13 protein-coding genes and 2 pseudogenes are annotated in these 13,020 nt (G+C 37.8%); 7 read left to right on the top strand and 8 right to left on the bottom strand.

Features of this window, described 5'->3' with window-relative positions:
- Positions 1 to 54: 54 nt before the first annotated feature.
- Positions 55 to 1,827 (bottom strand): bifunctional isocitrate dehydrogenase kinase/phosphatase, encoded by a 1,773-nt coding sequence (gene aceK, locus P4S71_RS16605; RefSeq protein WP_096792943.1) that lies wholly within the window; start codon positions 1,825 to 1,827, stop codon positions 55 to 57.
- A 381-nt stretch (positions 1,828 to 2,208) separates the two neighbouring features.
- Between aceK and P4S71_RS16600 the strand changes: the two genes are divergently transcribed.
- The 4 genes and pseudogenes from P4S71_RS16600 (at position 2,209) to P4S71_RS16585 (ending at position 4,766) form a co-directional block, all read left to right on the top strand.
- Positions 2,209 to 3,156, top strand: coding sequence for a LysR family transcriptional regulator (locus P4S71_RS16600; RefSeq protein ID WP_024595339.1), 948 nt, complete (start codon positions 2,209 to 2,211; stop codon positions 3,154 to 3,156).
- 82 nt (positions 3,157 to 3,238) lie between these two features.
- Positions 3,239 to 3,688, top strand: a complete 450-nt coding sequence (locus P4S71_RS16595) for a GNAT family N-acetyltransferase (protein ID WP_096792942.1) — start codon at positions 3,239 to 3,241, stop codon at positions 3,686 to 3,688.
- 29 nt (positions 3,689 to 3,717) lie between these two features.
- Positions 3,718 to 3,923 (top strand): annotated as a pseudogene (locus P4S71_RS16590) (hypothetical protein).
- Positions 3,924 to 4,334: 411 nt separating this feature from the next.
- Positions 4,335 to 4,766: a hypothetical protein gene (locus P4S71_RS16585; protein WP_337151053.1), complete on the top strand. Its 432-nt coding sequence runs from the start codon at positions 4,335 to 4,337 to the stop codon at positions 4,764 to 4,766.
- Between the two features lie 12 nt (positions 4,767 to 4,778).
- Here P4S71_RS16585 and icd read toward each other — a convergent pair whose 3' ends face one another.
- On the bottom strand, positions 4,779 to 6,047 hold the full coding sequence (gene icd / locus P4S71_RS16580) for an NADP-dependent isocitrate dehydrogenase (protein WP_337151052.1): 1,269 nt from the start codon (positions 6,045 to 6,047) through the stop codon (positions 4,779 to 4,781).
- 201 nt (positions 6,048 to 6,248) lie between these two features.
- Between icd and P4S71_RS16575 the strand changes: the two genes are divergently transcribed.
- Positions 6,249 to 7,037 (top strand): M61 family metallopeptidase, encoded by a 789-nt coding sequence (locus P4S71_RS16575; RefSeq protein WP_337151640.1) that lies wholly within the window; start codon positions 6,249 to 6,251, stop codon positions 7,035 to 7,037.
- Here P4S71_RS16575 and P4S71_RS16570 read toward each other — a convergent pair.
- Entirely contained in the window at positions 7,032 to 7,580 is a 549-nt protein-coding gene (locus P4S71_RS16570; protein ID WP_007375426.1) for a hypothetical protein, read from the bottom strand. The two genes, P4S71_RS16575 and P4S71_RS16570, sit on opposite strands and share 6 nt — an antisense overlap.
- Positions 7,581 to 7,946: 366 nt before the next feature.
- On the opposite strand from P4S71_RS16570, the gene P4S71_RS16565 reads away from it, so the two are divergent.
- Together P4S71_RS16565 and P4S71_RS16560 are read left to right on the top strand one after the other, a co-directional pair.
- Positions 7,947 to 8,114 carry a hypothetical protein gene (locus P4S71_RS16565; protein ID WP_007375427.1) on the top strand — a complete coding sequence of 56 codons (168 nt, stop codon included), beginning with the start codon at positions 7,947 to 7,949 and terminating at the stop codon, positions 8,112 to 8,114.
- Between the two features lie 160 nt (positions 8,115 to 8,274).
- Positions 8,275 to 9,083, top strand: a pseudogene (locus P4S71_RS16560) (hypothetical protein).
- A 67-nt stretch (positions 9,084 to 9,150) separates the two neighbouring features.
- Here P4S71_RS16560 and P4S71_RS16555 read toward each other — a convergent pair.
- From P4S71_RS16555 to rnm, 5 genes are all read right to left on the bottom strand, one after another.
- Complete coding sequence (locus tag P4S71_RS16555; protein WP_337151051.1) at positions 9,151 to 9,726, bottom strand: YceI family protein; 576 nt, start codon at positions 9,724 to 9,726, stop codon at positions 9,151 to 9,153.
- Between the two features lies 1 nt (position 9,727).
- On the bottom strand, positions 9,728 to 10,279 hold the full coding sequence (locus tag P4S71_RS16550; RefSeq protein ID WP_002961572.1) for a cytochrome b: 552 nt from the start codon (positions 10,277 to 10,279) through the stop codon (positions 9,728 to 9,730).
- A gap of 145 nt (positions 10,280 to 10,424) precedes the next feature.
- Positions 10,425 to 11,261: a segregation and condensation protein A gene (locus P4S71_RS16545; protein WP_008138354.1), complete on the bottom strand. Its 837-nt coding sequence runs from the start codon at positions 11,259 to 11,261 to the stop codon at positions 10,425 to 10,427.
- Between the two features lie 6 nt (positions 11,262 to 11,267).
- Entirely contained in the window at positions 11,268 to 11,888 is a 621-nt protein-coding gene (locus tag P4S71_RS16540) for an L-threonylcarbamoyladenylate synthase (protein WP_007375432.1), read from the bottom strand.
- Positions 11,885 to 12,739, bottom strand: coding sequence for an RNase RNM (gene rnm, locus P4S71_RS16535; RefSeq protein WP_096792934.1), 855 nt, complete (start codon positions 12,737 to 12,739; stop codon positions 11,885 to 11,887). Before rnm ends, P4S71_RS16540 begins: the two co-directional genes overlap by 4 nt.
- Positions 12,740 to 13,020: the final 281 nt, after the last annotated feature.

The following is a 13,020-nucleotide window of genomic DNA, read 5'->3' as shown; positions in this document are numbered from 1 at the left end:
AGTTTAAAAACTGTAATAACATATAGATGGGGATGAACACAGATTCAAACAACCTCAAAAGCGCCAACTTTGTTTGTAAGGATAAACATCGGGTAGATAACCATTATGTATTTGTTGCTGACAACTCTGCCAAAACGTCGCTAAAAACAAGTTACTGTGCTTATTATTAAAATAGTTAAACGCAATATCGTTGGCACTAAAAAACACCTTAAATTGGCTCGGAAATATATCGTTTTCAGCTATATCAAAATACGAGTTACTACTTAGCTCTTCGAGTGCATTTTGGGTTTGTGGCACGTCTCTAAAGTTACAATCGGTAAGCGGGCAAATTTCGTCAAAGTCGTAAAACACCACTCGCCCCCATCGCGTTACGCCAAAGTTTTTCATTAGCATGTCGCCCGGAAATATATTAGCGCCCGCTAACTCTTTAATTGCTTTACCGTAGTCATGCATCACGCTCTCTAAGGTTTTGTTATCGCATTGGTTAATATATAAATTAAGCGGGGTCATTTTACGCTCAACATAAACGTGCTTTAAAATTAGTGCCTTGCCAGATATAACTATGCTGCTGCCAATTTGGCTTTTCATCTGCTCAAGAAGTTCATCACTAAAACGGCTTAAATCAAACGCTAAATATCTAAATTCGTGTGTGTCTACCAAACGACCAACCCTATCGGCTTGTTTTACAAAGTTATACTTTTCTTTCACTTGTGCTTTGGTGGCTGTTTTTGGCGCACTAAATTTGTCTTTAATTACTTTATAAACGTAATCTAGCCCTTCAATAGTAAATACCAGCATTACCATACCTGGCGTCCCTGCTGCTGTGACATACTTAAAGTTGGCTGGGCTATTTTTAGTTGTATCAACCTTGTGCCGATAAAACTCAGTTTTGGCATGCTTTATAAAACCAATGGCGTTAAATAACTCAAAGCGTTGTTTGTGTGGCATTAACACACTTAAGTAATCTACATAACGAGCGGGCTTGTCGGTATCAACCATAAAATAGGTGCGTGCAAAACCAAATAATAAACTTAATTGATCGGCGCAAATCATTACAGCATCAAGCTTTAGTCCCTCATCGGTATTTAAAATAGCGATAGCAAAAGGCATATTGTCGCCATTTTTAGCAATGCAGCGCCCAATTAAATAACAGGCTTTGTTTCTAAAAAATAATGAGTTGGCGTATTCAATATACCCGTCGTTTAAATTGATAAGTTCGTACACCTGTTTGCATTGCTGCTTAGCGCCTTGCATTAACGTACTTTGTAATGTGGCTACATCGCGTTCTAAATTACTAAATGGCACTCTAAATACTTGATTAGTAATAAGCGTTTTAACGGCGTTATTAAACCCACTATGTAGCGATACCCTGCTAACTAAGCTTTCATAAGAGCGTGGCTCACTACGATACTTTGCTTTTAATACAAACAAATGCACAGTACGAATTTTTTTATCGTCCCAAATTGCGCCAAACGTTGAATTAAAAAAAGTATGCGCAATAGGTTTATTTTCGTGATTTTGTACCATATCGCCGTAAATATTTTTAGCTAACTGCCACGTTTGTGGGCAAGTAAGTTCAGCGTAAGCAATAACTCTAACGGCTTCACTCACGTTTTTCACTTCGCGCTCGTAAACCTGTAAACGCTCACGCATAGCACTTTGCACACTGTGGTACTGTCGTTGTTCAAAACGGCTTTGCGCACCCAGTGTAATATTTAAAAATTGCGAAAACATCGCCTCAAATCCAGCAAAAACAGATCGTGCAAGCTTGCTGGCAATAACGTTTTGCAGCGTATTATTAGATTGATTTGTTAGCCTATTTTGCATAAATACAGCACTTATATTGATGCCAGTTATGGCGGTTATTTTTTATTAATTGTTTACACCTTAGCAAGCAGGCTTTAATTTAGATAATTAATAAAGCGTATAAATAGAATTTATTGGGCGTATTGACCTTTCGAGGTTAATTTTGCAGCCGTGTATTTGGTTTTTAAGCAAGGCAAAGTACATGTAATGTGGTGACTCCCCATAAATGTACTTTAACGCTGCATAAAGGCCAAATACAGACTGCCCATAGGGTTCTTTCTAGGGACGATTAACTCTTAGTTGCTCGATTTTTACTTAGCCCACTAGGTGGCAAACCTCGCGCCGCGATTAAGTCGCCCCTAGATTGAACAAATTTCAACCCTGAAAGGCCAACACGCCCATATGAATATAAGAAACGTCGACCTCAACTTGTTAGTTTACTTAAATGTACTCATCGATGAAAAAAGTGTTTCAAAAGCTGCAAATAAACTTGCTCTTACGCAACCGGCTATGAGTAATGCGCTAAAACGTTTGCGCGATTTATTTGACGACCCATTGCTGGTGCGTGCTGCAGGCTCTATGACACCAACGGCAAAGGCACTTGCATTAAAGCCTGAAGTTGAGGCGCTCTTAAAAATGGCTGAAGCTATTACGCAGCCTAGTGAGCAATTTAACCCTACAACGGCTGAAGTTACGTTTAGAATAATGGCAAACGACTACATAGAGTCGACCTTAATAGCCCCTTTTATAACTGCGCAGCTTAGTAAAAACCCCGGTATTAATTTTGATGTATTAAGTCCAAGCGACGTAAACCTACAAGACATGGAAAAAGGCACTATAGATTTAGCAATAAATCGCTTTAATGGTTTGCCACGCTCGTTTCATCAAGCCAGTGTATGGCGAGATAACTACTGTTGTTTAACGCATCCTAAAAATACATTTTTACAACAATCAGGGTTAGACGACTACTTAAAAAAAGAGCATATTTGGGTAAATCGTGCCGGCTGGGGGCCTGAAGCCGCTGTTACTAATAAATCAGGAAAGCAAAAATTAGGCTGGGTAGATGAAGCGCTTTGGCAACTAGAACAAACACGTAAAATACGTGTTTTTACTCGCCACTATATGGTTGCAAGCCTGCTTTGCCAATCAGAGCAACTTATTGCCACCCTACCGCGCAGGCAAGCTAAGTTATTAACCTCTCATACTGATTTAGTAATCAGCCCTGTACCATTTCAAATAGTGCCTATTGAAGTAAAAATGATATGGAGCCCACTGCTGCACCACGCCCCAGCGCACCAATGGTTAAGGCGTGAGTTATTAGCGTTTGCTAAAACGATTGCAGATAGATAAATTATTATTTTCATCACATCAAGCACCAGGTATTTTACTATCGCGCATACTGTCCAAGCTTTACTTTCATTAGAAGAATATAATGATAAACAAACTTAATAATAAGAATAACGATACTGCAAATATAATTTTTGCTGTCTTTCAAAAGTCCTACGCTATAGAGGCTAAACTGATCGGCGCGCATAACTTTCCTCCTTTAGCGCGTAATATTAAAGGTATAAAAAAATCAGAAACAACCTTTTATGGCTACAGCGAAAATGAATGTTTAGCAGCCGTTATAGAAGTAGATACAAACAACGAGTATTTAGATATTTGCAGTTTAACCGTTGATCCTAGTCATTTTAAAAAAGGTATCGCAAGTAAGCTAATAAGTTATGTTTTAGCAATGGATGATTTTTCTCATGCAATAGTGGAGACTGCGGTTGCTAATACTCCTGCAATAAATTTATATAAAAAGCATGGCTTCGTGGAATTTAAAAGATGGACCCCTTCACATGGTATTGAAAAGCTGGCTATGTCGGTCGTAATTTAAATCAGTATTTCAAAATAGGTAATTTACAAATGGATAGTGCATCAATAATTGCGTGGAGTGTTTTGTTTGGTGGCATTGGTATTGGCTACCTTACTTACGGGCGAAGAAAAAAGCCGTAGTACCACTTTGTATTGGTTTATCGCTATTGGTATTTCCGTATTTTATGAGCAGTGTTAGCATGCTGTTGATTGTAGGCGCTATTTTAGTGGCTATTCCCTACTTTATTAAAATTTAACATTACTATTGTTACGACTAAATAAAATACACGCGAAAAATAAAAAGCGCCGTGGTATTCAACTTTGGGAAAATACCATGGCGCTTTTGGAAATCGTCGATATAGGAGTCTACCTACAGTGTATGATTAGCAAGCTTAGTACCAACTTCATAAAAAAATTAAAATTCAATAAAAACAATTAACTAATAGTCCATATTTATTCCTCAATGACTCCCCTTGTTCCAGTTTTGTGCACGTTTTTACCACTCTGCACCAAATTAATTAGTATAATTTAGGTATGTTTTCTATTTTTTATTTAGTTTTAAAACTTACTATTGATGAAATCAATGTCAGTTATTGAAAACAACAATTTCATTAATAATACACTTAGCGCTAGAGTGAAGTTAAGCCAACAAACTAAGAGTAATAATTATGACAACATCAAGCTTCACACAACAAGACGGGTTATTTATTGATGCTAACTTACATCAGTTTATTGAAGAGCAGTTATGCGCAAAAACTAACACCACTGAGACTTATCAAGCATTAGCTACTTTAGTTGATGAGTTTGGTTGTAAATGTCGTAAAACAAAACATCAACCAGATGATGTATTAGAAGTAGATACATTATTAAACGCATACCAACTTAAAAACCACCCGCTTTGCCATGTTGATGCGCAAACGACAGAAGCTGTTTTAGATGAATATTGCTGCCAGGTTCCTGCAATTATTGTTGTCGCACTAATGGATACGCTTAGCGGTACACAATGCGATGAACCCCAAGCACATGAGATTTACCATCGTGCAGCGCAGTTAACCAACCGCCCTTGTATGCACAGAGTAAAAACTGCCTCAGCAGCTTAATAATGAATGTGTTTAAAAGTGCTCGATAACCTTCTTTGCAAAGCCAGTACAAGTTAAGGTTGTCGAGTTATGAATACTTGAGTTATCGCGCTGCTCTTGCGCTAAATCAAAGGTTACTTCACCACTTTTAAATGTTCGCTCTAACGCACTTTCTATCAGTAATGCGGCCTCGTCCCATCCCATAAATTTAAGCATTAATACCGCACTTAAAATACTGCTACTTGGGTTTGCTTTATTTTGCCCTGCTATACGTTCAAACGTGCCGTGTGTGGGCTCAAAAAATGCAACATCATTATTTAAATTAGCTGCGGGCATTATGCCGACACCACCAACTTGTGCGCTTAGCATATCCGCTAAAAAGTCGCCGTTTTGGTTAGTCGTCACCACTACATCAAATTGCTCTGGATGCATTAAACATTGTTGCAGCATGTTGTCAGCTATGACTTCTTTAATAATTAAGGGCGCTTGGTGTCCTCGCTCTATTTGCAGCCAACGCCCATTTTCATGTGCGGTGGCATTAAACTCGCTTTTTGCAAGTGCAAACCCCCAACGCTTAAATGCCCCGTCGGTAAATTTAAGTACATTGCCTTTGTGCACTAGTGTTAAGGATTCACTATCGTTTTTAAGTGCATACTTAATTGCAAAGCGCATTAGTCGTTCAGAGCCTTCTTTGGATATATTTTTAATGCCAATACCGCACTCTTGTGTAAACCTTAAGCGCGTTACCCCCATTTCTTCGCATAAAAAGTCGAGCATTTTTTCGCTTTCTACACTGCCTGCTTGCCATTCAATACCTGAATACACATCCTCGCTGCTGTCGCGCAGCACGGTTATGTTTGTTAAAAAAGGATTTTTTAAAGGAGAAGGGAGTGCACTAAAGCCTTTTATAGTGCGCATATTTACAAACAAATCCATTTCTTGCCTGAGGGCTACATTGAGTGAGCGAAAGCCACCACCCAGCGGCGTTGTTAACGGCCCTTTTATGGCAATTTTACAGGCGCGTACTGCGTTAATTGTTTCTTGTGGAAACCAGTCACCGTCATACAGTTTTGCGGCTTGCTCGCCGTTATAAACCTGCATCCAATGTATTTTTCGAGCGTTTTTGTAACAATGTTCAATTGCACTATCAACAACGTGGCGCATTACCGGCATGATATCTAAACCCACGCCATCGCCATCAATATAAGCAATGATAGGTTCTAACGGAATTTGCCACTGTCCGTATTGGTCTATCGTGATATTTTGACCTTGCGTTGGCACATTTATATATTGGTACTGCATTGCTAACACCTACAAAGGTTCTATAAATATGATTAAAGCATGCTAATTAAAGCGTGTCTGTATTTGTACTTTTATAGTTACTATCATTTAAAAAAATAACAAATTAACTGTGACTATTTACGTCATGGGTTGGTCTTGTTTAATTAGCCTTATCGTATTAGCTATTAAATTACAGTGGAACACTTTAATGAAACTCTTTTTATATTGCTACTATCAATCAACTCGTTTAAAACGTTAGCCGTTGAGGTAGTAATACACAACCTCAATTCACTCTCAAGTAGTGGTCAAAGGACGGTGTCTACTTGGGTGAATCAAAGTGTTGAAAAAACACAAAATACGTTAGGGCCTCTAAAACAAAGTACCTCACCTATTTATTTAAAACCGCAATATTTTGCTTTTGAGCCAGTACCTTGGGCTACTGTAAAGCGAAATAATCCCGATGGGCTAGAACTACATATAGATCGTTACGCCAGTTTAAAAGCATTCACTAAAGATTGGACGCTATACCATGAACTTTCACATTTATATTTGCCGCTATTTCCCTACTCCGGTTTTTGGCTAAGCGAGGGTTTTGCCAGTTATATGCAAAACGTAATAATGCGTGACAGCGGTATAATCACCCAGCCGCAGTTTGTACAACGCTTAAATGCAGGGTTTGATCGTGCCCGCCTGCAAACCAAAACTAAAAAACAGCCACTTAATAAGCTCTCTGCCGATATGTGGAAACAACGTGCTCAGCAACGTGTTTACTGGACAGGCGCAGCTTTTTTTGCCCAAGCAGATCTAGCATTGCAAAAACAAGGGCAAACTTTGGCAAGTGTTATAAAGGCGTATCAATTATGCTGTAGGCCAGCACGCTCTAACGCTAAAATGTTTATAAAAGAGCTTGATAAACAATCTAGAAGCAGTGTTTTTTCTACTCTATACGCACAATACAATAACCGCACTGACTTTCCTAATATTACAAAAGCGCAAATCAATCAGCTATAACGCTACTTTTAAGTAATGGCTAAAATAGTTATACGCTTGCTCATTAAAATTGACTGAGTGCTCGTTCATAAAACCATGTAGGTAGTTTGTTTTATTACACTTTACTGCGGACTTATTATTTAAAATGGCTATCACTTCATCAACATTAAAATGTACCTCATGTTTAGGAAAAATAAACTCACAGGGTACGTTTGCATCTAATGCTAAATAATTACGAATTTGTGATGGGTAGAACCCTATTAACTTTTTAAGGTGTGTATTGCCTGTTAATAACTGTGCGCGCCATGCTGCACTTGCCCCTGCGCTAAATGCGATACAAGTTGTTGGTGCTTGCAAATGCGCAAAACATTTTTGAAGTTTGTCGGTGTATTTATCATGCCCGCATTTCTGTATGAATTTATTGTAGTTATATTCTTCACTATCAATAGGTTGTAACTCATTATCATAAGGATCAATAACCGTTACCTTAGTGTCAAACCCCTCTGTAAACTGCGTAAAAGCAGGTGTTAAACCAAAAATATCGCTCGCAATTAGGTAATTCATACTTATCCTTTAGTAAATAAAATTGGAGACCATAGGCAGTTGATAAAATGTATTATAAATAAATAAAAAAATAGCTTGCACATAATATACATATAAGTTACCTTCCCTCTCTGGTTTAAAGAAACCGCCGCGGTTAACCATTTACCCTGATCCAGTAAGCCCCGCAAAACGTATATTTGAAAGCTAAGTTATTGTACGGCGAGAACCCCTTAAATAATACCGAGATGAATTTTATTATCATCGCAAAAGTGTCATAAAGATCGTCAACACTGTAATGAAGCTAAACACAACATCGTTTATTTATTGACTGCACGAAGCTATAAAATATAGCGCAGAATAAATAACAAGAATAAAGTGAGTTTTATTATGTCTTATAAATATAATGGGTCTATGATCCAAATTGCACATCCAGTGCAATCAATTTCAGTAAACAAACATCGTGTAATTTTTAGTGATACACAAGGTTTAAAAAATGCATTATTTCAAAAAGCGAGTGATGCACGCCAATTTGTTAAATGGCTAAAAGCTAGTTAAACAAAACTTTAATTGCTTTTTATTATTGTGATTATTGAAAATATATTTTGCCAGCCTCGTTGCTGGCATTTTACTTTTTAGCCCTTTAATGGTTACAATAGTTTTACAATAATAATTATTGGCAACTGCTGTAATGCTCCGTTTATGTATACTTTTTTTAATGTTTTGTTTTGTAAGCCCTGTAAGTAATGCTAAAACCATTAATTGGTTAACGCACGACTTTGCACCGTACTACATTTTAAATGGCCAATATCAACACCAAGGCCGCGACGAAAGCATTATATCCCTACTTGAAAAACAACTACCCGCTATTACCTTTAATCAAATTATCATCCCTTCGGGAAAAGTAATCCAAGAGCTATCAAATACGTCCAATAATACTTGCGCATTATCTCTTTATAAAAATGATTACCGAAAAAAGCATATTTACTTTACAGACGAAAGCTCAACTACAGGCCTATCACCTTCTGTTGCTATGCATAGCAAGCTTGCAGACGCACTTGAATTGCCTGATGCGACTGAAGTGTCATTATTAGATTTAATACGTGATAAAAAGCTAACACTCGGCATATCAATGAGTCGTTCTTATGGAAAAGAGATAGATTCGGTTATAAACACAACCCCCGATATAGATTTAGTAATAAGACCTACTCGCGACAGCTTAGCGAGCCTTACTTATATGCTTAATTTAAAACGGATTGATATTTTATTGGGTTACCCAAGCGAACATTATTATTTAGCTAAATTAATGAATTTTGATAAAAATTTAACACAACGACCGTTAATCGAATCCCCTGCGTTAAGTTATGGCTTTATTGGTTGCACTAAAAATGAGCAAGGTGCAAAAGATATAGCAATGCTTAATGAGCAGCTCAAAGTAATAAAAAAACACCAGCTTATAATGATGTGCTAATGCGCTGGTTGCCAGAGCATTTAAGGCCTTTATTGCAAGAGCGTATAGAAAAATAAGTATTTATAGAAAAAAACGCCATTAAAAATGACGCTGTTTATTGTTTATAATTAAGTATTTTATATATTACTGACGAATACCTTCAATAAATAAAGCTATATCTACATGGGTAGAGGCTGGCCCTAAATTGTAATCAATACCGTAGTCGGTAAGCTTAAGGCTTGTTTCACCTTCAAAGCCTACACGGTAACCACCCCATGGATCTTTACCTTCACCCACTTTATCAATTTCAAAAGTAATGGTTTTGGTTACACCATGCAGCGTAAAATCACCTGTTACTTGACCTGAATCGTCTTCAAATTTAATACTGGTGCTTTTAAACGTCGCTGTTGGATATTTATCAACATTTAAAAACTCTTTTCCACGAAGGTGTTTATCGCGCTCTGCATGATTAGAATCAAGGCTTGTTGTATCTATATTAACCATAATTTGCGACGCATTAGGGTTTTTAGCATCGTAGTTAAATTTACCATCAAAGGTATTAAAACGGCCATGTAACCAGCTGTAACCTAAATGTTTAATTTTAAAGTTTACAAATGCATGAGCACCCTTTGTGTCAATTACGTAGTCGGCTGCATTAGCAGTTGTTACCGATAACATCATTGCAGCCGAAACGGCTGTGCTTACTAATAATTTTTTCATTTTAATCATCCTTTAATGGTTTGATCATTCTAATTAAGGTTTTATCTTTATCGATAAAGTGATGTTTTAACGCCCCTAGTGCATGCAATACTGCAAACCCGATTAATGTGCACGCGCCGTAATAATGTACTTTTCCTGCAATATCGGCTTGGTCATCAAAGGCAAAATCAAGCGCTGATACATTAAATAAAGTAAATACTTCTATTGGACGCCCGTCTGCGGTTGATATTAAATACCCTGCAACAACAATAACAGCCAAAATAATATACATAGCAATATGCGCAGTATGTGCTAATTGGTTCATGCCTTTACTTTCACCTAATGGTTTAGGTTGTGTAGATAAAGCACGCCATAAAATTCTAAATAAGAATACGGCCACAAGCGTAATACCAATGCTTTTATGTAAATCGAGCGAGCCTTTATACCAGCTATCGTAATAAGTAAGCTCAACCATATATAAACCTAAACCAAACAGGCCAAAAATAGTCAACGCCATGAGCCAATGTAAAATAATGGCGACAAGTCCGTAAGATGAAGGTGTATTTTTAAACATGTGTAACGTCCTATAATGCTATGACGTTACAATATAGTGCATAGCCTTAAATGAAAATAACATTTACAAACACTTTACGTGCGTATACGCACAGAACTTTGATAATTAAAGTCAGTTTTAGAAGTTGAGGATTAAACAGATAAGTTTATAGAGTGGATTGCTCGCTCAAGCTGACATAAATTAAGCTCTCTGGGCTTACTTGCAAACAAGTAACAAGTCCTTCTTTAATGAGTTCAAGCATGGCTATAAAACTAACTACCACACCACTACGCCCTTCATCAGGCGTAAAAAGCGCATTAAATACCACTGCTGAATTTGCTTTCGATAGCTGTTGTAATATTTGGCTCATTCTCTCTCGGGTTGAGAGTACTTCGGCAGTAATTTGATGATGTTCAAACGTTTTTGCTCGCGCCATTACATCACTCAGCGCCAGCATTAAGTCTTTAAGTTCAATATCGGGGAGGTTTTGACTTGTGTCTTCATTTATTGGCATAGCGGCATGCGCTATAAAAATATCACGCCCAACACGGGGGATATCATCGAGGTTTTCGGCGGCTTTTTTAAATAACTCATATTCTTGTAGACGTTTAATAAGCTCAGCGCGAGGGTCTTCTTCCTCTTCAAGCTCTTCGTGTACAGGAAGTAATAAGCGCGACTTAATTTGTGCAAGTAACGCGGCCATAACTAAATATTCACCGGCAAGTTCGAGTTGAAACTCGGTCATCATTTCAACGTAACTTACATACTGCTCTGTAATACTAAAAATAGAAAGGTCGAGCACATCAAGCTTATGCTTTTTAATTAAATAAAGCAGTAAATCGAGCGGGCCTTCAAAGGTTTCTAATATTATTTCGAGCGCATCGGGCGGAATATATAAGTCTTCTGGTTTATCTACAACCGCTTTACCATGCAAAAAAGCCAGTGGCAGCTTTTGCTGCACTGGCTTTTCACTACTTTTTGTATCAGCAGTATTTTCGCTCACTTGTTATTACTCAAACGGGCTTGTATCACCACAGCCAACACGTAATATTTGAACTTCATCTTCTGACAAATCGATTACTGTGGTTGCTTGCTCTGGCAAGTAACCACCGTGAATAATTAAATCAACGTGCTTATCTAATCGCTCTAATATTTCATCAGGATCTGATTCTGTAAATTGTTGCCCTGGTAAAATTAAAGAACACGACATTAGCGGCTCGCCAAGTTCGGCAAGTAACGCACAAGCAATTGGGTGTTCAATTACACGCATGCCAATGGTTTTTTTCTTGTCGTTTAATAAACGCTTAGGGACTTCTTTTGTGCCTTTAAAAATAAAGGTATAAGGCCCTGGCGTATTATTTTTAATTAATCTAAATAGCTGGTTATCTACACGTGCATAAGTAGATAGCTCCGATAAATCACGGCAAACTAGCGTAAAATTATCGTTTTTTTCAATACCACGAATACGCTCTATGCGCTCTTTGGCTTGCTTATTACCAATGTTACAGCCAATGGCATAGCCCGAATCTGTTGGGTAAACAACAACGCCGCCTTGTTTAATAATATCAACGGCTTGACTAATCAGTCTTGGTTGCGGGTTATCAGGATGAATATGGAATAATTGACTCATGTTAATGCCCCTTCTTGTCCTTCCCAAACTTGCCAAACACCTTGGCAGTCTTTCGGTAAGTATAAATTTTTGCCAAGCTCTAAATAGCTTGTCGGAAAATGAAAATCAGACCCTTGCGAGCAAAGTAGTTCGTACTCACGGCTGAGTTCACCTAAAAATTGACGTTCGCTTGGCGCCTGTTGAGGTTGTGCAACTTCCATTGCGTCTCCTCCTACACTTTTAAATTCTACTAATAATTTGCGTAGCCACTTGTTTGACATTTGATAGCTACTTGGGTGAGCAAGTACAGCAACACCACCAGCGGCATGTATTGCCTCTACAGCGGTTTGCATGGTGCACCAGCAACTAGGTACGTAGCCTGTTTTGCCGCGCCCTAAGTACTTTTTAAAAACACCCGGGAAATTTTTAGCTACACCGCGCTCAATAAGGGCACGTGCAAAATGTGCGCGCGTAATTTGCGCGTCTTTTGCCAGCTCTTTAGCTTGCTCGTAAATGCCATTAAAACCATTTTTTGCAAGGCGTGCGCCAATTTCTAGTGCACGCTCTTCTCGCTTTTGCTGCTGAGCCGATAATAAAGAGGTAAGGTCAATATTATTAATATCAATATTTAAACCTACAATATGAATTTCGAAGCTTTCCCATTTGGTAGACACTTCGGTACCCGTTATTAATGAAAGCGGTAAGTTTTCTGCTTCAATAAATTGCTGAGCAGGCTTAATAGCCGCCACAGTGTCATGATCGGTAATAGCAAACACATCAATATTTTTATCAACAGCGCGATGCAATAATTCTTCAACCGTTAAACGCCCGTCTGAATGTGTAGTATGGCTATGTAAATCGTATTTTATCAAAAGAAAACTGCTTAAAATTAAGGGTTACTGGTGTTTATGTAAGTATAACAACTTTTTTGACTAAATTGTTTTAAATAAACACTTGACACAAAAGCATAAGATACGTTTTACTGTAGCCACTTTCAGACACATTAAGAATTAACAATAATGATCAATTCAAACTTAAACACTATTTGGTGGTGGCACTCGTAATTATCGGGTGATGAATTGTCGTGTCTAACAAAAATTCAAAACCCGCAACTATGCGGGTTTTTTTATAACTAAATTTTACGAAACATATA

Source organism: Pseudoalteromonas sp. B62, from assembly GCF_037162565.1.
GTDB classification, from domain to species: Bacteria; Pseudomonadota; Gammaproteobacteria; order Enterobacterales; family Alteromonadaceae; genus Pseudoalteromonas; species Pseudoalteromonas fuliginea.
This window is presented reverse-complemented; position numbering and strand designations above follow the sequence as displayed.